At 76.2% G+C, this 18,832-nt stretch carries 14 protein-coding genes; 4 read left to right on the forward strand and 10 right to left on the reverse strand.

The genetic code is table 11. The annotated features are described in order from the left end of the window. Positions 1–85: 85 nt before the first annotated feature. From GXP74_RS23990 to GXP74_RS24000, 3 genes are all read right to left on the reverse strand, one after another. On the reverse strand, positions 86–1,603 hold the full coding sequence (locus GXP74_RS23990) for a hypothetical protein (protein WP_225448141.1): 1,518 nt from the start codon (positions 1,601–1,603) through the stop codon (positions 86–88). A 162-nt stretch (positions 1,604–1,765) separates the two neighbouring features. Next, a complete protein-coding gene (locus GXP74_RS41910) occupies positions 1,766–3,421 on the reverse strand; it encodes a protease pro-enzyme activation domain-containing protein (RefSeq protein ID WP_182453312.1) in 1,656 nt (551 codons plus the stop codon). A 119-nt stretch (positions 3,422–3,540) separates the two neighbouring features. Next, a complete protein-coding gene (locus GXP74_RS24000) occupies positions 3,541–6,453 on the reverse strand; it encodes a LuxR family transcriptional regulator (protein ID WP_182453313.1) in 2,913 nt (970 codons plus the stop codon). A 194-nt stretch (positions 6,454–6,647) separates the two neighbouring features. Between GXP74_RS24000 and GXP74_RS24005 the strand changes: the two genes are divergently transcribed. From GXP74_RS24005 to GXP74_RS24015, 3 genes are read left to right on the forward strand one after another with little or no spacing between them, the layout of a single operon-like run. Next, a complete protein-coding gene (locus tag GXP74_RS24005; protein ID WP_182453314.1) occupies positions 6,648–7,424 on the forward strand; it encodes a LamB/YcsF family protein in 777 nt (258 codons plus the stop codon). Beyond that, complete coding sequence (locus GXP74_RS24010) at positions 7,421–8,038, forward strand: allophanate hydrolase subunit 1 (protein ID WP_182453315.1); 618 nt, start codon at positions 7,421–7,423, stop codon at positions 8,036–8,038. The genes GXP74_RS24005 and GXP74_RS24010 overlap by 4 nt, the downstream gene beginning before the upstream one ends. After that, complete coding sequence (locus tag GXP74_RS24015) at positions 8,035–8,949, forward strand: biotin-dependent carboxyltransferase family protein (RefSeq protein WP_182453316.1); 915 nt, start codon at positions 8,035–8,037, stop codon at positions 8,947–8,949. The genes GXP74_RS24010 and GXP74_RS24015 overlap by 4 nt, the downstream gene beginning before the upstream one ends. 47 nt (positions 8,950–8,996) lie before the next feature. Here the strand turns inward: GXP74_RS24015 and GXP74_RS24020 are convergent, their stop codons facing one another. The 5 genes from GXP74_RS24020 to GXP74_RS24040 all read right to left on the reverse strand — a co-directional run bounded on the left by GXP74_RS24020 (position 8,997) and on the right by GXP74_RS24040 (position 15,720). Further along, entirely contained in the window at positions 8,997–9,944 is a 948-nt protein-coding gene (locus GXP74_RS24020) for an SGNH/GDSL hydrolase family protein (RefSeq protein ID WP_370468457.1), read from the reverse strand. Further along, the gene (locus GXP74_RS24025; protein ID WP_182456596.1) at positions 9,941–11,113 is read right to left on the reverse strand and encodes a glycosyltransferase; all 1,173 of its coding nucleotides are present in this window, start codon (positions 11,111–11,113) and stop codon (positions 9,941–9,943) included. Before GXP74_RS24025 ends, GXP74_RS24020 begins: the two co-directional genes overlap by 4 nt. A gap of 92 nt (positions 11,114–11,205) precedes the next feature. Then, complete coding sequence (locus tag GXP74_RS24030) at positions 11,206–12,384, reverse strand: glycosyltransferase family 1 protein (RefSeq protein ID WP_182453317.1); 1,179 nt, start codon at positions 12,382–12,384, stop codon at positions 11,206–11,208. Positions 12,385–12,573: 189 nt separating this feature from the next. Continuing rightward, the gene (locus tag GXP74_RS24035) at positions 12,574–13,986 is read right to left on the reverse strand and encodes a HEAT repeat domain-containing protein (protein WP_182453318.1); all 1,413 of its coding nucleotides are present in this window, start codon (positions 13,984–13,986) and stop codon (positions 12,574–12,576) included. Between the two features lie 240 nt (positions 13,987–14,226). Then, positions 14,227–15,720: a hypothetical protein gene (locus GXP74_RS24040; protein ID WP_182453319.1), complete on the reverse strand. Its 1,494-nt coding sequence runs from the start codon at positions 15,718–15,720 to the stop codon at positions 14,227–14,229. 381 nt (positions 15,721–16,101) lie between these two features. On the opposite strand from GXP74_RS24040, the gene GXP74_RS24045 reads away from it, so the two are divergent. After that, positions 16,102–17,253, forward strand: a complete 1,152-nt coding sequence (locus GXP74_RS24045; RefSeq protein ID WP_182453320.1) for an aminoglycoside phosphotransferase family protein — start codon at positions 16,102–16,104, stop codon at positions 17,251–17,253. A 64-nt stretch (positions 17,254–17,317) separates the two neighbouring features. Here the strand turns inward: GXP74_RS24045 and GXP74_RS24050 are convergent, their stop codons facing one another. Beyond that, positions 17,318–17,812, reverse strand: a complete 495-nt coding sequence (locus tag GXP74_RS24050) for a hypothetical protein (protein WP_182453321.1) — start codon at positions 17,810–17,812, stop codon at positions 17,318–17,320. 595 nt (positions 17,813–18,407) lie between these two features. Next, positions 18,408–18,707, reverse strand: coding sequence for a DUF397 domain-containing protein (locus GXP74_RS24055; RefSeq protein ID WP_182453322.1), 300 nt, complete (start codon positions 18,705–18,707; stop codon positions 18,408–18,410). Positions 18,708–18,832: the final 125 nt, after the last annotated feature.

The following is an 18,832-nucleotide window of genomic DNA, read 5'->3' on the forward strand; positions in this document are numbered from 1 at the left end:
GGGCGGGGCTCCAGGTGGTGCGCGGTGCGGTCGACGCGGTGGGGACGGCTGGGCGACGTGGGGTGCGGGCGGCGGCGGGGCGGGGTCATCCGGTCTCCGCCCGTTCCGCGGCCATGCCGACGGCGTCCAGCAGCGCGCTGCCGACGATCAGGTCGGCGCCGCCGAACTCCGGGTCGTCCAGCCGGGTGCCGTCGTCGACGGCGAACAGCAGCCGTTCCTCGCCCTGCCGGTAGGCGGTGCCGACCGGCGGGCTGGCCGCGTGCACGGCCAGCAGCGCGACCAGGTAGGGGAGCTCGGGGTCGCGCCGGCGGGCCTCGGCGAGCAGCCCGGACAGCCGCCGGGGGGCGTCCGGCGGCAGGTCGAGCAGTTCCTGGGCGGCGTCCAGCTGGGCCTCGGAGAAGCGGCTGTCGTCGGGGGTGTCCACCAGGTCGGGCTCCAGCAGCTCCGCGCCCAGGTGCTCGCGTTCGACCGGCGGGGTGAGCAGCACCTCGATCAGGTCGGTGACCCGGACGGCGGCGCGGGTGCGCAGTCCTATGCCGTTGCCGAAGAAGGCGTCGGTGACCTGCCCGGCCTGCTCCACCGGCAGCCGCAGCAGCGGGGCCAGCAGCTGCCCGTACAGGTCGAGACCGCTGCGGGCGGAGGGGGCGGCGAAGGCCTGCCGGTCCTGTTCGGCGCGGAACAGCGGTCCGGCCTCCAGCAGCCGGGTCTGCAGCTGGGTGTGGCGGCGGATGCAGTCCTTGACGATGTCGACCAGCTCGGCGGCGCGGCGCTTGTGCTCGGCGCCCTCGGGGGTGTTCGGCTCGGCCTCGTCCCGGGCGCGGCGGATGTTGGTGAGGATCGCGTTCTCGTGCCGGTACCGGTCGGAGATGTGCTCCAGGGCCTCGGCGATCAGGTCGGGGACGGTCTCCATCCAGTCCACCGCGCGGACGTTGCGGCGGGTGGCCTCCAGCGCGCGGCGCAGCGTCTCGGCGAACTGGACGGTGCGGTAGCGGGCCTGCTCGGCGGCGAGCTGGGCGTCGGCCAGGCGGCCCCGGCGGATCAGCACCTCCAGCTTCACCTCGGCCGCGATCTGGGCACTGGTGACGTCCGTGTCCAGCGCGCCGACCAGGACGTTCACCGCCTCGTCGGTGGTCCGCAGGTAGACGCCGCCGTCGGGTCCGGGGACCTCCTCGATCAGCTTGAAGTCGTAGTCCCGGCGGATGTACTCGCCGCCCGCGCCGAAGGTGCCGTAGACGGCGCGGAAGCCGCGGTCCACGCTGCCGACGTTGATCAGCGACTCCAGCACCCAGCGGGCGACCCGCTCGTGCTCGCGCCAGGGCCGGTCCGGGGCCTGGGCGGCGACCCGGGGGTGCAGCCGGGCCAGGACCTGGTCCCGGTCGGCGCCGGTGTCGAAGTCCATCTGCAGGGTGACCAGGTCGATCGCGGCCAGGGCGACCTCCGCCATGCCGTAGCCGGCGTACTCGCCCGCGAGGTTGGCCTTGCGGCTGTCCAGGTCGTGCAGCGGCGCGGTGCAGGCCAGCGCGCGCAGACGCCTGGCCAGCCCCTCGTCGGCGGCTGGGCCGAGCGCGGGACGGCTGGCGGGTTCGGCGGCTGTGGTGGTCACGATCAGCAAGGTTAGAGGCTGACACCGACAAGGTCCGAAACGCCACGGTTGGAACCTACTTGTGTGATTCCGCAGCGTGGTCGGACGGCTTCGGTGGGTGAGCGGCGCGACCGCGCGGGCCGGGGGGTCGCCCGGCCCGCGCGGTCGCGGCAGACGCAGGGATCAGCCGAGCTCGTCGGAGAGGAAGTTGGCGCCGTTGTAGGAGCCCCAACCGGTCACCTTGTCGTAGCCGGTGCCCGCGTTGTAGGCGCCGTTGCTGCCGCTGGTGATGTCGTGGAAGGCGCTCTTGTAGGAGGAGGACTCGGCCAGGCTGTAGATGCTGGCGTTGGCGAAGCCGAGCTTGGCCTTGCTCAGGGCGCCCGCCTCGTCGTCGTAGATCGCGGTGAAGGCGGCCCAGTTGGGCGCGGCGGCGCTGGTGCCGCCGTACTCGGCCCAGGAGCCCTCGGTGTAGATCGCCCAGCCGGTGTCCGGGTCGGCGTCGGCGGCGACGTCCGGCACGCTGCGGTAGCTGCCGGAGTTGACGCTGGTCTGGAAGCTCGGCGTGGCGAAGTAGGAGGACACCCCGCCGCCGCTGCCGGACCAGGCCGTCTCCGAGCTCCAGGCCCCGGAGGAGCTGAGGTTGAGGGTGGTGCCGCCCGCGCCGGTGACGTAGGGGTCGGCGGCCGGGAAGTCGACCGAGGTGCCGCCGTCGCCCGCGTCGTCGGAGCCGTCGTCACCGGAGGCCGCGTAGATCGACTGGCCCTGCGCGGCGGCCTCCTGGAAGTCGGTGTTCAGCGCGACCCGGTTGCTGGCGGTCTCCGCCGCCTCGTCCTGGCCCCAGCTGGTGGAGATGATCGGCACGTCGTTGCTGACCAGTTGGGCGTAGACGGCGGCCTCGCCGGCGTCGCTGTTGGGGGCCTCGTAGACCTTGATGGTGGCGCCGGGGGCGATCGCCTGGACCACCTCGATGTCCAGCTCCACCTCGTCCTCACCGGAGGTGTCGGTGGTGCCGCCGTCGGACTTGACGACCGTCGGCGTGGACGGGGTCAGCGAGAACTTCTTGTCGTAGGTGTTCACGTCGGACTGGGTGAAGGCGGAGAACTCCTCCAGCGCGACGGTCTCGCCCTTGCCGGTGTAGCCCGCGCTGATGGCCGAGTTGAGGTTGTAGCCGGTGCGGATCTGGGTCGGCGTGTAGCCCTGGATGCTGGCCTTGGCGCCGGACTGGCCGCGGACCGCGCTCTGATGCGAGACCGCGTTCTGGTGCGAGACCGCGTAGTCGGACAGGCCGGAGACGTCGGTGACGACGGCGGCGATCGCGGTCGGGAGCACCGGGGCGGCCGTGTTCGCGTAGAACTGCCGTCCGGTGCGGTCGCGGTAGGTGCCGAGGGTGGTGCCGAAGGCCTTCTCTATCTGGGCGGCGGTGCCGGTGGCCGACAACGTCAGCCCGTTGGAGGTGAGTTGGCCGACCTTCAGGCCGTGCCCGGTCAGGTAGGCGCTGACCTGGGCGGCGGCGCCGGGCGCGGCACCGAAGCGCTGCGCGAACTGCTTGACCGTCAGATAGTGCTTGTACTGGGCCGAAGCCGGATCGGCGACCTGCTTCAGGAAGGCCTGCAACCCGGCCGGGTCGCGCTGGGCCAGGCTGACCGTGACCGAGACCGAGGTGCGCGCGGAGACCGCGCCGACCAGCGTCGACTGGGCGACCGCCGGAACGGTGTCGGCACGCAGGGCGACGGTGGCGGCGCCGGGCGTGGGGGCGGCCTGCGCCGGGACGACGGCGAGGGCGAGGATCGGCAGGGGCGCGGCGAGCAGTCCGATGGCGTACCGGAGCGGCAGCTTCACGAGGGTCCTCCAGGGACGGGGGGCGCTGGATTGGTCGTGTCCACGCTAAGAACCGCGGCGTCCGCCGATAAGCGGGGTATCCCTTGCCGTCGATGTGAACTCGCCGTGTCCGTACGTGGCTACACATGTCCCCCGGTTGCCGCCCGTGCCAGCCCGGTGCGCGAGCGCACCCCGAGTTTGCGGTAGACCCTGGACAGCGTCCCCTCCACGGTCTTGACGCTGACGCTGAGCACCGCGGCCACCTCGCGGTTGGTCGCGCCACCGGCGACCAGCTCGGCGACACGTCGCTCACTGGGCGTCAGTTCCAGTGTGTCGCCGATGCGTTCACCAGGATCCAGCCGTTCGCGCTCCTGCTCGATCCGGGCCAGCAGCGGGTAGGCGGCCCGATCGCGGCACAGTTGCTCCGCCTCGGCCAGCACCGTCCGCGCGGGCGCCCGGTGCCGGGCCCGGCGCTCCACCGAGGCCCAGCCGACCAGGGTCCGGGCGAGGTCCAGCGGCAGCGGCACCGACCGCAGCCGGGCGGCCGAGCCCCGCAGCGCCGCCACCGCCTCCCCCGGGCGGCCGAGCACGGCCAGCAGCAGCCCGGTGGAGCGCTCCCGCGCGGCCCGCGCGCCCGCGCCCCAGGCGGACGGCCAGGAGCAGGTCAGCTGCCCGGCCTCGGCCAGCACCCGCTGTGCCTCGGCCCGGTCGCCGAGCAGCACCAACGCCTCGGCCAGGTCGGCCAGTCGGCGCACCGCGTCCGGATCGGCCAGCCGCATCGCGGTGCCCAGCTCGCGGGCCCGTTGCAGGGCCTCCGCCGCCTCGGCCGCCGCGTGCACCTCGCCGGTGATCAGCAGCGCGCCGCCGAGCACGCCCAGGGCCCGGATCTCGAACAGCCGGTCGCCGTCGGCCGCGCAGCCCGCCACCGCGGCCCGGGCCAGTTCCACGGCCCGGGGGACCGCGCCGCCGACCGTCTGCGCCAGCGCCGCCGCGTACGCGCCCAGCGGCGAGGCCAGGCCCGCCGCGTCCAGCAGCCGGGTGCAGCGCTCGGCGGCGGCCACCGCCGGTGCGCAGTCACCGGCCCGGGCCTGGATCCGGATCCGGGCGACCAGGGTGGCCAGCGCCTCCTCGACCCCGTCGGAGCCGGTCGCCCGCTCGGCGAGGGCGGCGATCCGCCGACCGGCCTCGGCCACCCGGTCGGCGTCCAGGTCGAGCAGCGCGCGGCGGCGCAGCAGCGAGGCCCCGGCCTCGGTTCCGGCCAGCCGCAGCGCCGAGCCGAGCGCGCTCTCGGCGGCGACCGGACGGCCGCGCATCGACTCGACCGTGGCGAGCAGGCCGAGGGCGTCGACCTGGGTCCGGGTCGCCGCCTCACCGCCGGTGGCCGGGCCCTCGGGATCGGCGCCGGTCGGCTGGTGCGGGGCACGGGCGGCCAGGGTGGCCGCGCGGGTCGCCTCGGCGGCGGCCCCGGCGGTGCGCCCGCCGAGCAGTTCCCGCACCGCCGCCCAGAGGTGCAGCCGGGCCTGGAGCGCCAGGTCCCCCGCCGCGTCGGCGAAACCGCCCTCGATCAGGGTGCCGCTGGCGTCCAGGGCCTGACCCGCCGTCTCCAGCAGGGTCAGCCGGGCGCGGACCCGGCTGACCGCGTCCGGGGTCTCCGCGAGCACCCGGTCGGCGGCGCGCCTGGCGTCGTCGTGGCGTCCGGCGTCGGCGGCGTGGGCGGCGGCGGCCAGCAGCCGCCGGTGCCGGTCCCCGGGCAGCGCGGCCGGGGTGCGGGCGGCGGCGAGCACCGCCAGTTCGTAGGCGGTGTCGGCGGAGCCGCGGCTGCGGGCGGTGGCCGCGGCCTCGGCCAGCGCCCCGGCCACGCACTGGTCCTCGTAGGGGTGGGCGAGCGCCAGGTGCCGGGCCCGCTCGACGGGTTCGCTGACGGCGCCGGCCAGGGCCGCGTGCGCGGCCAGTCGCGGTGCGGTCCCGGCGTCGGCCCGCAGCGCGGCGGCCAGCAGCGGGTGCGCCAGCAGCAGGCCGCCGTCGGCGGCGATCCGCAGCAGGCCGCGCCGCTCGGCCTCGCCGAGGTCGGCCACCGGGTCGGCCACCCCGGCCGCGCGCAGCAGCCCGAGGCTGGGCCGGGCGGCGGTGGCGGCCAGCAGCAGCGCGGACCGCGCGGCCGCGGGCAGGTCGGCCGCCGGGGTGAGCACCAGCGCGCGCAGGGTGGTCGGCAGCGGCGGGTCGCCGGGCTCGGCGTGCGGCTCCGGGGCGGCGCGCCCGCCGGAGCGGCGGCCCGGTTCGGCGGCGAGTTCGCGGGCGTAGAGCGGGTTCCCGGCGGCGAGCCGCAGCAGTTGCCGCAGTCGGGCCGGGGCGGGGGTGCGCGCCTCCCGGTCGAGCAGGTCGCCGATCGCCTCGTCGGTCAGCCCGGGCACCGTCAGTTCGACGGCGGCGCCCGGCCACAGCCGCCGCTCGCCGCCGGGCGGCGCGCCGCCGCGGCGGGCGGCGGCGACGGTGATGCCGAGGTCGGGTGCGCGCCGGACGACGTGCGCCAGCACGTCGGCGCTGATCGGGTCCACCCGCTCCAGGCCGTCGAGGACGAGCAGCAGCGGGGCGTCCCGGGCGATCCGCTCCAGGGTGGCGGTGACCGCGAGCCGCAGCGCCAACCGGTCGAGCCGGTCGCCGGGGCGGCTGCCGCGCAGCAGCGCCGCGTCCAGCACCGCGCGCTGGTGCGCGGGCAGGTGGGCGTGGTCCCGGTCGGGGACCGGGTGCAGCAGTTCGATCAGGGCGGCGTGCGGCAGCGCGGCGTCGTCCGGTCCGGGCGCGCAGCGCAGCACCCGGTTCCCGCCGGTCCCGGCCTCGTGGCCGAGGGTGTCGAGCAGCGCGCTCTTGCCGATCCCGAGCGGCCCGGTGAGCAGCAGTCCGGCCTCGGGGCGCAGCGCGGCGCGGGCGGCGGCCAGGAGTTCCTCCCGGCCGACCGGGTGCGGCGGCGCTGCCGGGAGCCGGATCGCGCGCAGCACCGGGCCCGGGTCGGCGGGCGGGGTGCTGCTACGGCCGTATGCGGGTGCTGCCTGCATCGTCTCTTCCGTCCTGTCGTGGCCGTGGGCCCTGCCTGGTTATGTCGTGCCCCTGACATACGACATGCGGCGACTGGACATCCGCTGTGGAGATCATCTCGTCATCCCAACCCGCGCCCCGCGCCCGCGTCAAGAGCGGGGCACTGTGACTCCGCACGTACGATCTCCTTCGGCAGACCGAGCGGAGGGCATTCGTGACACACGGACCAGTCGATCTGAACGCGGATCTGGGCGAGGGCTTCGGGCGCTGGGCGCTGACCGAGGACGAGGCCCTGCTGTCCGTGGTCACCAGCGCCAACGTGGCCTGCGGGTTCCACGCGGGCGACCCGTCGACCATGCGGCGGGTGTGCGAGTCGGCGGTGGCGCGCGGCGTACGGATCGGCGCGCAGGTCTCCTACCGGGACCTGGCCGGGTTCGGCCGCCGCGCGATGGACGTGCCGCGGGCCGAGCTCGCCGACGAGATCACCTACCAGCTGGGCGCGTTGGACGTGTTCGCGCGGGCGGCGGGCGGACGGGTGGCCTACCTGAAGCCGCACGGCGCACTCTACAACCGGGTGGTCGCCGACCAGGAGCAGGCGGGCGCGGTGGTGGACGCGCTGCTGGCCTACGGAGAAGCGGACGGGCGGGCGCTGCCGGTGCTCGGCCTGCCGGGTTCGGTGCTGCTGCGGACCGCCGCCGCGGCCGGGCTGCCGGTGATCGCCGAGGCCTTCGCCGACCGGGGCTACACCCCCGCCGGGACGCTGGTGCCGCGCACCGAGCCGGGCGCGGTGCTGCACGACCCGGAGGCGGTGGTCAAGCGGGCCGTCGCCATGGCCACGGACGGCGCGGTGGTGGCGGCGGACGGCAGCCGGATCATGGTCCGGGCCCGTTCGCTGTGCCTGCACGGGGACACCCCGGGCGCGGCCGAGCTGGCCGGGCGGGTGCGCGCGGCGCTGGAGGCGGCGCGGGTCCGGGTGGAGGCGTTCGCATGAGGACGCACCGGGTGGGCCGGTCCGCGCTGCTGTTCGAAGTCGCCGACGACGGTGAAGTAGCGTCACTGATAGGTGAGTTGACAGAACGTCAAAGTTCGGGCGCACTGGGCCGGGTGGCAGAGGTGGTGCCCGCCGCCCGGACCGTGCTGCTGGACGGGGTCGCCGACCCCGAGTTGATTGTACGTCAGTTCGCCGACTGGCGGCCGATTCCGGTGCCGGTGGACGCCGGACCACTGGTGCTGGTGCCGACCGTCTACGACGGCGAGGACCTGACCGGGGTGGCCGCCCACTGGGGGGTGTCCCCCACCGAGGCGGCGCGGATCCACCGCGGCTGCGAGTACCGGGTGGCCTTCTGCGGCTTCGCGCCCGGCTTCGCCTATCTGACCGGGCTGCCCGAGCGCTTCGCGGTGCCGCGCCGGGACACCCCGCGGACCCGGGTGCCGGCCGGCTCGGTGGCCCTGGCCGGTCCCTACACCGGTGTCTACCCCGCCGCCTCCCCCGGCGGGTGGCAGCTGCTGGGCCGCACCGCGCTGCCGCTGTGGGATCCGCGGCGCGATCCGGCCGCGCTGCTCGCCCCGGGCACCCGGGCCCGCTTCACGGAGGCCGCCGCGTGAACGGCCGGAGCGACGGCCACGGGAACGGCGGGGGCGGTGGCCGGGCGGTGGCGGTGGTCCGGCCCGGGCCGCTGACCACCATCCAGGACGGCGGGCGCGACGGCGTGGCCGCCCTCGGCGTGCCCCGGGCCGGGGCGCTGGACCAGCCCGCCCGGGCGCTGGCGAACCGGCTGGTCGGCAACGGCCCGGACGCCGCGGTGCTGGAGACCACCCTCGGCGGCGTGGCGCTGCGGGCGCTGGCGCCGCTGGTGGCGGCGGTCACCGGCGCGCCCTCGCCGGTACGGGTGGACGGGCGGCCCGGGGCCTGGGGCGCGCCGCTGCGGCTGGCCGCCGGGGCGCTGCTGGAGGTGGGCCCGGCCACCGACGGCGTCCGCGCCTATGTCGCCCTGGACGGCGGGGTCGACCTGCCGCCGGTACTCGGCAGCCGCTCGGCCGACCTGCTGTCCGGGCTGGGCCCGCCGCCGCTGGCGGCCGGGCAGGTGCTGCCGCTGGGCGCGCCGGGCGGTGAGCCCGGCTGGATCGAGCCGCTGCCGCAGCCCGCGCCACCGGTGGAACTGCTGCTGCGGCTGGATCCGGGTCCGCGCGACGACTGGTTCGCCCCCGGCACCCTGGCGCTGCTGGCGGCGACGCGCTACACGGTCTCCCCGGCGAGCAACCGGATCGGGCTGCGGCTGCTGGGTACCCCGCTGCGGCGGCTGCCGGGGCGCGGCGAACTGCCGAGCGAGGGCATGGTGCTGGGGGCGGTGCAGGTACCGCCGGACGGGCTGCCGGTGGTGTTCCTGGCCGACCATCCGACCACCGGCGGCTACCCGGTGGTCGGCGTGGTCCCGGCCGCCGACCTGGCCGCCGCCGCCCAGGCCCGCCCGGGCACCCCCACCCGGTTCGCGGTGGCCACGCCCCGGCGGTCCTAGGGCCGGGACAGCGGGCGGACGCGGGTGGGGACTGCCGACCGCGACGGTCAGCTGACGGCGCGCAGCGCGGGCCGGTCGCCGCGCTCCCAGCCGCGTTCCAGGGCCCGGAGCGCGGCGGCGGTCTCGGCGGCGGCGCGGTGGTCGAGCTCGGCGGTACCGCCCCGGCGGCGCTGCCGGGACTCCGCGGCGGCGAGCCGCAGCAGGTCGGGCAGCAGGTCGGTGCAGCGGTCCAGTACCCAGGCGGTGCCCTTGGTCGCCATCCACCGGGTCTGCGCGCCGCGCGTGGGTGGGGGGCCCTGCGGTTCGGCTCCGGGCGGCGGGCCGAGGGCGCTGCCGTCCGTCCGCAGCAGCCGGTGGAACTCGCGGGCCAGGGCGCGGTGCCCGCGTTCGGACGGGTGCAGCCGGTCCACGCTCCACATGCTCGGATCGTCCACCCAGGCGCTGTCGGCGATGTGGACATGGACGGCGTCGTGGCGCTCGGTGAGGGCGTGCACGACCTCGTTCACGCTCTGCATCCGGCGCGCGAGCGGGCGTGCGAGCGGGGCGGGCAGCCGCAGCATCCGTCCCGGGTCGGGCAGGCAGGCGGTCAGCAGCGTGGCGCCCTGCGCGGCCAGGGCCGCGAGCACGGCGTCCACGTTGGCGCTGACCGCGTGGATGTCGTAGCTGGCCCGCAACGTGTCGTTGGCGCCCACGACCACGGCCGCGACCTGCGGCCGGTGCCCGCGGGCGGCCGGGAGCTGCCGCCGCAGCACGTCCCCGGTCAGCGCCCCGCTCACGGCGAGGTTGCGCAGCTCGACCGCCCCCGGCTCGGGCCGCAGCCCGGCGGCGAGCAGCGCCGCCCAGCCGCGCCAGCCGCCGCCCGGCAGCGGGTCGCCCAGCCCCTCGGTGAGCGAGTCGCCCAGGGCCACCATCCGCAGGCCGCCCGGCGGCGGCACCGGCACGGGTCCGGACAGCGGCGGACCGGCCAGCACGAGGCCGTCGAAGGGCGCGGTCACGGCCGGGCTCCCAGCGGTGCGAGATCGGCGCGCGGCACGGACACCGGGTTCGCGGCCCGGTGCGCGGCGAGGAAGGCGGCGGTGGCCCGGTCCCAGCCGTAGCGCTCGGCGCGGACGCGGGCCGCGCGGCGGCGTTCCGGCTCCGGCCGGGCGAGCAGCAGCTGGACCGCGTCGGCGAAGCCGGGACCGGTGTCGGCCGCGGCCACGCCCGCGCCGCCGATGATCCCCGGCAGCGCCGAGGAGCGGCTGACGGCCACCGGCGTACCGCAGGCCAGGGCTTCCAGCGCGGCCAGGCCGAAGGTCTCGATCGGCCCGGGCGCCAGCGCCACGTCGGCCCCGGCCAGCAGCGCGGAGAGGGTGTCGGCACCGGTCAGGTGGCCCAGCCAGCGCACCGGCAGCCCCGCGCGCCCGGCGCGCGCCGCCAGCCGGGCCCGCAGCGGGCCGTCCCCGGCGACGGCGAGTACCGCGGGCACGCCCCGCGCGCGCAGCTCGGCGAGCGCGTCCAGGGCCCGTTCCGGGCGTTTCTCGGGCGACAGCCGCGAGCAGAGCACCAGCAGCACCTCGTCCGGCGCCGCGTAGCGGGCGCGGGCGGCCGGATCCCGGTGCCGGGGGTGGCGCTGCTCCAGATCGACCCCGAGCGGCGCGCGGACGATGTTGCGCGCCCCGATCCGCGCGAACTCCTCGGCGGCCCACTGGGTGGTGCAGATCACCGCCTGGTGGTCGCGGGCGGTGGCGGCGTTGAGCCGGTCGGCGGCCCGCCCGGCCAGCCGCTCGGACAGCCCCCAGGTGCGCAGCAGCCCGTCCAGGCTCTCGTGCGAGACCATCGCGGCCGGGACCCCGTGCCGCCGGGCCCAGTCGCCGGTCCAGCGCAGGGTGCTGCGGTCGGACACCTCCAGCCGGTCCGGGCGCAGCTCGGCGAGCAGGTCGGCGACCGCCTGGCGGTCCAGCAGCACCCGGTAGCCGCCGGTGCCGGGGACGGTCCGCCCGGGCAGGGTGATCACCGTGCCCTGTTCGGTGTCCCGGTCGACCCGGGTCCGGCGCACCGGTCCGGGGACCACCAGTACCGGGCGGTGGCCCGCCGCCAGGTAGCCCGCGCCGAGGTGGCGCAGGGCGGTGCGCAGGCCGCCGGAGACGGGGGTGACGAAGTTGGCGAGCCGGACGATGGTCAGCCCGGCCGCCCCGGGTCTGGACGCCTCCGGTCTGGACGCCTCCGGTCGGGCTGCCTCGGGTTCGGCCGCCCCGGGTCCGGGCGCGGGGGCGTTCACGCGGCGGCGCCGGTCTGCGTCAGCGGGGCGTCCGGGCGGCCCGTCGCGCGTTCGGCCAGGACCTCGCGGTAGTGGTCGAGCAGCTGGTCGCCGACCGACTCCCAGGTGCGGCCGACCACCTCGGTCCGGGCCGCCGCGCCGTAGCGGGCCCGGGTCAGCGGGTCCGCGGCCAGCGTGCCGACGGCGGCGGCCAGCGCCTGCGGGTCGCAGGGCGGCACCAGCAGCCCGGTGCGCAGGGGGTCGATCAGGTCGAGCGGGCCGCCGATCGCCGGGCCGATCACGGCGACGCCGCTGGCCATGGCCTCCTGGATGGTCTGGCAGAAGGTCTCCATCGGCCCGGTGTGCGCGAACACGTCCAGCGAGGCGTAGAGCGCGGCCAGCTCGTCGCCGCCGCGCGGGCCGAGGAACAGCGCCTCCGGCAGGGCCTGCCGCAGCGCCGGGGCGCTGGGACCGTCGCCGATCACCACCAGGGTGACCCCGGGCAGCGCGGCGACCCGCGCCAGCAGGTCCACCCGCTTCTCCGGGGCGAGCCGCCCGACGTAGCCGACCAGCAGACCGGTCTCCGGGTCGCTGCCGCCGGTGGCGAGCAGGCTGCGGCGCAGCTCCTCGTCCCGGTGGCGCGGGTCGAACCGGACCGAGTCGACGCCGCGCCGCCACAGCCGTACCCGGGGCACGCCGTGGGCGGTGAGGTCCTGTGCGGCCGGGGTGGACGGCGCCAGGGTCCGGTCGGCGGCGCGGTGGACGGTGCGGATCCGCCGCCAGGCGGCGGCCTCGCCGATGCCGCTGCCCGCCCGGTAGGCGCGGGCGTACCCGGCGAGGTCGGTCTGGTAGACGGCGACGGCGGGCAGCCCCAGCCGTTCGGCGGCGGCCATGGCCCGGGCGCCGAGGACGAAGGGGCTGGCGAGGTGGACGATGTCCGGGCGGTGCTCGGCGATCAGCTGGTCCAGCCGCCGGTGCGGCAGGGCCAGCCGGACCTGCGGGTAGCCGGGCAGCGAGAGGGCGGGCAGCCGGACCACGGGGCAGGGGTCGGCGGCGGTGGGCGGCGCGGCCGGGCTGGGCGCGATCACGAGCGGTTCGTGGCCGCGCCGCACCAGGTGCTCGGCGGTGCGCAGGACGGAGTGGGCGACGCCGTTGACATCCGGCGGGAAGGATTCGGTGACGATAGCGACACGCATGTCTGCGTTATTCCGAGGCGCGGGGTGCGCCCGGCCACCGGAATCTGTCGAACTGACGAACGTCGCCCTAACCCTCACCGCAGCCGTTCGGAGCCGGTGCGGACGCCCGGGAGCAGCGGGTCGCGCGGGGCTGCCGGGGCGGCCCGGACGGGGCCGGTCGGGCCCCGCTCGCGGCGGGCGGCCGGGTGCTCAGCCGGAGCTCAGCCGCCCCCGGACGGCGGCGTGGACCTCCGCCTCCTCGCCCGGGTCGGCGGCGAGCCTGCGCAGCCGGTCCAGGACCTTGCCGTCGCCTTTGGTCAGCACATGGCGGGCGGCCAGCTCGCGGGTGGCCTCCTCGCAGTCCCACAGGCACTCGACGGCCGCGCCGGTCGGGAAGCAGGGATCCAGTCCGGACAGGCTGCGGGCGGCGCTGCCGCGCAGCTGCGAGCTGCTGGTCTCGGCGTAGATGTGGCGCAGTACCGGGACGGCGGTGGTGGCCGCCAGCCGTCCGACGCCCTCCACCAGTACCGCCAGCCCCTCGCCGTCGACGCCGTCGGTGAAGATGCCCCGGCGCAGCGCGGCGACCACCAGCGGTCCGTCGGCGGGCTGGCCGACCGCTGCCAGCAGTCGGCCGGCGGCGTCGGCCAGCGGGCCGCCCTCGGGGTCGGCGGCCCAGACCCGGGCGCGTTCGGTGATCCGCGCGCCGCGCATCCGGGCCAGCGCGCCGAGGGCGAAGGCCGCGGTGCGGTGCGAGGTGTCGGCGGCGGCCAGTTCGACCAGGTCGGGGGCGCACTCGTCGTCGTGGTCGACCAGGTGCCGCAGCGCGGCGCAGCGCGCGCCGTCCTGGGCGGAGGTGGCGGCTTCCAGCAGCAGCGGCCGGTCCGCCGGGGCGGCCACCGCGGCCAGGCAGCGGGCGGCGGCGGCGACCCGGCGCTCGAAGACGTCCTGCGGGGTCGGGCCCTGCTCGTCGGCCCAGGCGAGGACGGCGGGGGTGCTCCAGGCGGGGGCGGTCGCGGAGCGGTCGAGCTGGCGCTGCCACAGGTCGAAGGGCGCCTGCTCGGTGGCCGCGGCGACCCGGGGGTGGGTCAGCGCCCACAGGTGCCAGGGGCGCGGCTCGTAGGCCTCGCGGACGGCGGCCCGCAGCGCGGCGTCGCCCTCGGGTCCGGGGGCGAACCGGGCGAGCACCGGGGTGGCCAGGTCGCGCAGCGCCTCGTCGTCGTCCCACAGCGCCAGCTCGTCCAGGGCCCAGGCCCAGTTGCTGCCGACGGCGGCGTAGCGGCGGAGCAGCAGCAGGGCGTCCCGGCGGCCGTAGCCCGCCAGCCGCCCGAGGACGGCGAGGGCCAGGCCGGTGCGGCACTCGTGCTCGTCCAGCATGTCCTCGACCTGGAGCAGGTGCTCCTCCAGGCCCTGGAGCGGAGCCTCCAGCTCCATGTACAGGCGGGCGTAGTACAGCGAACGGTTCTCCACCTGCCAGTCCCGCCGGGGGTCGCAGGTGACGCAGTGCTCCAGAGCGGCGAGAGCATCGGCGCGCTCTGCCGCCAGAGCGTGCAGGGTGCCGTCCCCCCGGCCCCGCTGGAGCAGGCCGAGGAGGGAGGCGCTGGGCGCTATCGCGGGCTCGAACATGAGGTCAGCATCCGTTGCGGCGGTCCTGGTGGCAAAGGGATTTTCCGTGCAGCCGGTGCGGCGGGGCCTCCCGATGGGGGTGCCGTCGCCGACTGGCGGGGTCCGCGACGGTGGCCGCGGACGGATTGTGACACCGGCCGACGGTCGCCCGCCAGCCGGAAGCACGGAATGGTACCGTCCGCACGCGCGGACGTGCACCTTTGACACGAGGGGGCCGGGCCGTGCGGGACGCGGCCGGGGTCACACCAGCCGCGGCGCGACGGGGCGGGGCAGGGCTCGGCGGATGTCGGCACGCAGCGCCCGCACTTCGCTCAACTGTTCGTAGGACTCGGAGAGTCGGTACATCTCCCGGAGCCGGTCCCAGGTCCGGTGCGAGGACATCTCGCGGGTCGAGCTGAGGGCCATCCGGGCGAAGGTGTCGGCCCGGTCCGGCTGCCGCGCCAGGTACGAGGCCGAGGCCATGGACAGGTAGTCGAACAGCTTCGACCGGTCGTAGCCGTCCCCGCGCAGGTCGATCGCCTGCTGGGCGTGCGCCTGGGCCAGCGGCGCGGCCGAGGCGTCGTGCTCGGCCAGGGTCCGGTAGGTCAGCGCCTCCATGCCGTGCAGGTCGGCCCGGTCGAAGAACTGGAGCCAACTGGGCCCCGGCTCACCGGAGTCCTGGGCGAACAGGTCCTCCGCCTCGCCCAGGGTGCGCCGGGTGGCCTGCGAGCGCCCCATCGAGGCGTACGCCCACGCCTCGACCGTGCGCAGCATCGCGCTGGTGCGCGGCAGCACCGGTTCGCCGGTGCTGATGTCGGCGACCCGCAGCAGGTCCAGCGCGTCCACCGGGCGGCCGAGGTGCACCATCTGCCGGGCGGCGCGGGACAGCGCCTCGCCCGCCCGGGGCTTGTCCCCGGCCTGGCGGGCCGCGTTCACCGCCATCACGAAGTACCGCTGGGCGGTGGGCTCCAGGCCGACGTCGTGGGACATCCACCCGGCGAGCACCGACAGGTTGGCCGCGACCCCCCACAGCCGTCTGGACAGCGCCTCGGGGTGACTGTAGGTCAGCATGCCGCCGACCTCGTTGAGTTGGCCGATCACAGCCTTGCGCTGGAGTCCGCCGCCGCGTCTCGCGTCCCAGGCCCGGAACACGTCCACGGAGGACTCCAGCGCCTCCACCTCGTCCAGGCCGACCGGCCCGGCGTCGTAGAAGTCGTCGGCGGGCAGGGTGGCCGCGCCCGGGCGGCGCACCGCCGCGCCCGAGTCCCCGGCCGCGTGGCTGCCGCGCCACTCGTTGCCGGTCATCCAGTCGTACAGGGGGCCGGCGATGGCGGAGCCCGCCGCGAGGGCGGTGCTCGCCCCGATCAGTCCGCGTCTGTTGAGCATGAGGTCCATTCCCGTGAACTCGGTGAGGGCCTCCGCGGCTTGCTGCGGTTCCAGCGGCGGATCGTCCGACGCGGGGTCACCACCGCGTCCTGCGAGCGAACCTGGCTGCCGGTGCCGCTGGAACCCGAGGTCCTCAGTGGTGACGACACGGCCGAGTTGCTCGGTGAACAGGGCGGCCAGCACCCTCGGCACCGGATCGCGCGGGGTCTCCCCCCGGTCGATCCAGCGGCGCACCCGCGAGGTGTCGGTCGACAGCTGCTGCTGCCCGGCCGCCGCACCGCGCCGGTTGACCAGTCGCGCCAGCTCGCCCTTCGACCAGCCCGTGAGGGCGAACAGGTCGGCGAACTGGGTGTTGGGTCCTCTGCTCACGTCAAGCCCCCAGGTTCCTCGGCTGCTCCGAGGCTAGCCAACTGGCATGTGCCAGGCGAGCATTCGCCAGGGTTCGCCAGGGTCCGCCAGCTGATGCGCCACGAACAATCTGGTGTCAGGTAGGAACGCGCCACTTCGCCCCTGGTACGAGCGGTGATCCCGGGCAGGACCCGGGTTCCCCGAACGGCCCGGGGGTGTGGCGCAAGGGGTGGCGCGGTACCAGCGAGACGCCAGGGACCGCCCCGGTCCACGCACTCCCCAGGGTGCGCGGGCCGGGGCCGACCGAACGGCTCGCCGCCCGCGCCACTCCCACCCCCACACGCGGCGGGCCCCCCGGCCCCGCCGGCGGCAGCCCGCCAAGGAAGGGATCAGGAACACCTCATGTACTCTCCCTCGCTCTCCCCGACGTCCGCTCCGGCCGGACGGGTGTCCCCCACGCGCCACCGCCCCGGCGGCGGGACCGACCCCCGGATCGACCCGCGACCCGAGCTGCGTCCGCGCGAGGGCTACGGCCAGCAGCAGCTGCGCGCGGTGCCCGCGCGCGGCGGGGTGCCGACCGTCCCGCGCCGGATGGTGCTGCCGCAGGCCGCCCCCGGCGGGCCCGCGCTGGACGGCTCGGCCGAGCGCTCCCCGGCACTGCGGGCGGCCCTCGCGGACATCGCCCGGACCTACCCGGCGTTCACCCCCCGGCAGCTGCTCCGCGAGGACGGGCGGCACATCCTGGTGGCCGGGACCGCCGGGCGCACCCCGGTCGTCGCCAAGTGCCTCGTGCAGCACGGCGTTCCGGCCCGGCAGGCGACCCGGGACGCGCTGGAGGACGCCGAGCTGTTCCGCCGCGAGATCGCCGCCTACCGTGCCTTCGTCCGGCACCGGCCCCCGGCCCGGCTGCCCAAGCTGGTGGCCGCCGACACCGAGCGCTGCGTGCTGCTGCTGGAGCGGATCCCCGGACGCCCGGCGTCCCGCGAGCGGCACCCGGTGAACACCCCGGCCCCGGGCGAGGTCCGGGCGATCCTGGGCGCGGTCCGCTCGCTCAACCTGTGGCGTCCCCCGGCCGGTACCTTCGATCGTCCGCTGGACTACCAGCGCGAGGTCGCCCGCTACCACGCCCTGGGGCTGCTGACCGACCGCGACGCGGGCGACCTACAGCAGCTGCTGCACGGACTGGCGCACACCGCCCGGCAGTTCTGCCACGGCGACGCGCTGCTGGAGAACATGGTGCTGGCGCCGTCCGGACCGGTGCTGGTCGACTGGGAGCAGGCCGGCTGGTACCTGCCCGGCTACGACCTGGCGCTGCTGTGGACGGTCCTGTCCGGCGACACCGCCGCCCGCCGCCAGATCAGCCAGGTGGCCCAGGCCTCCGGGACGCTGCCCCGCGACGCCTTCCTGGTGAACCTGCTGCTGGTGCTGATGCGCGAACTGCGGCGGCACGACGTTCCCGGGGCCGGGGAGGAGCAGCGGATACTGATTCGCCGACTGCACGAGGACGCGGCGATGGCCCGGCGAGCGGTCCGCGCGGCGGTCGGGACCCGGTAGCGGCAGAGCGGCCACCGGTCCGCGGGCTCCGGCCCGGGCACTGCGCCCGGGCCCGCCGCCCCGGTCAGGTGCGGAACATGTCCGCCGGGAGCGGCTTGAGCAGCTGGTAGAGGTCGTCGGTGATCGGCCGGTCCCAGGTAGTGACCGTCACCTGGATGTCGTCGCTGCTGCCGAACTGCACGCAGGCGACCCGGCTCTCCGAGAGTTTCACCTTTTTCACAATCAACAGGTCGTCGCCGAGCATCACCGGGAAGTCCTCGGTGTCGACGACCCCCACCGGCTCGTCGTTGCCGATCGCGGCGAGGAGCTGACGGACCTCGAAGGGCACGCCGTCCTCGGGGTCGCGGGCCGGGGAACTGGCCCGCAGGTTGCCGATCAGCATGGACGGGCCGCGCCCGCCGAGCAGGTCGTAGCGCAGGAAGATGCCCTGGCAGCTGCCGTCCTGCGGGTCGGCCAGCAGCGCCGCCCCGAAGTCGCCGGGCCAGTCGCCCGGGTCCATTGCGAGTACGTCGAAGTCCGGACCTGTGGGTGTGCCGGAGCGGCGGCGGAGAAAGGCCATGCGCACATCGTACGTGGCGGTCCGTACCGGTTCCGCCGCCTGCCCGCGCGGGCCGGAACCCCGATGGCGGCGCCCGGGCGTGTCCAAGTAGCGTGTCCACGTGACGAGACGCTGAGTTGACTCGCACATCACGTTCCGAATACGGTCGGCAACATGGAGAGATCAAGACAGCTCACCAGCGGGGGCCGCACCGGCCTCGACCGTGTGGCGTCCGCAGCCTGTCGCTGATATCCACACCCGCGTGGCCGTGTAGTGCTCCGGCGCGCACCCTTCCCCCCTTAAGGTTCCCTTAGAGCACGCCCGCAGGGCCATTTGCTGGACGGCCCTGCGGGCGGGCCTGTCCAACTCCGCCGCGTGGGGGCGTGCGGGGTGACAGGCCACAGGTGGCGCCGCGTCGACCCCGTGGGGGTGGTCGACGCGGCGCCCGCCACTCCCTCGCCCGCCACTCCCTCGCCCGCCACTCCCTCGTCCGCCATTGACTCGCCGGACCCGGCGGCAGCGGCCCGGCACGGCAGACCTGTGGGGCCCGGTCGGTGTCCCCGACCGGGCCCCACAGGTCTGCCGTTGGCTCAGGACCGGTGTCCCGGCCGGGAGTTCAGGTCAGGTCGAACTCCCCGTCGCGGGCGCCGAGGACGAACGCGCGCCACTCGGCCGGGGTGAAGATCAGCGCCGGTCCGTCCGGGTAGCGCCCGTCGCGCATGGCGATGTAGCCCTCCACGAAGGCGATCTGGACGTCGCCCACGCCCTGGCTGCTGGACAGCCATTCGGCCCCGCTGAGGTCGAGCTTCGGCTTCTTGCCGTCGAACCCCTGCTCCTGCGAACCCCGCTGGGTGAGGACGCCGCCTCCCGAACTGTCACCGAACGCGCTGTCACCGAAGAATGCGTCGCTTGCCACGTCTGAGCTCCTCCCGTCCCTGTGATCCGACTGTAACCTCCCGGACGGGGGCGGGAGGAGTGCTTTCACACGATCCGGTCCGCATGGGTGGAACTCCCCCGTCCTGGGCCCCGGTAGGCCCGCCA

The sequence above is a fragment of the Streptacidiphilus sp. P02-A3a genome, from assembly GCF_014084105.1.
Classification (GTDB): Bacteria; Actinomycetota; Actinomycetes; order Streptomycetales; family Streptomycetaceae; genus Streptacidiphilus.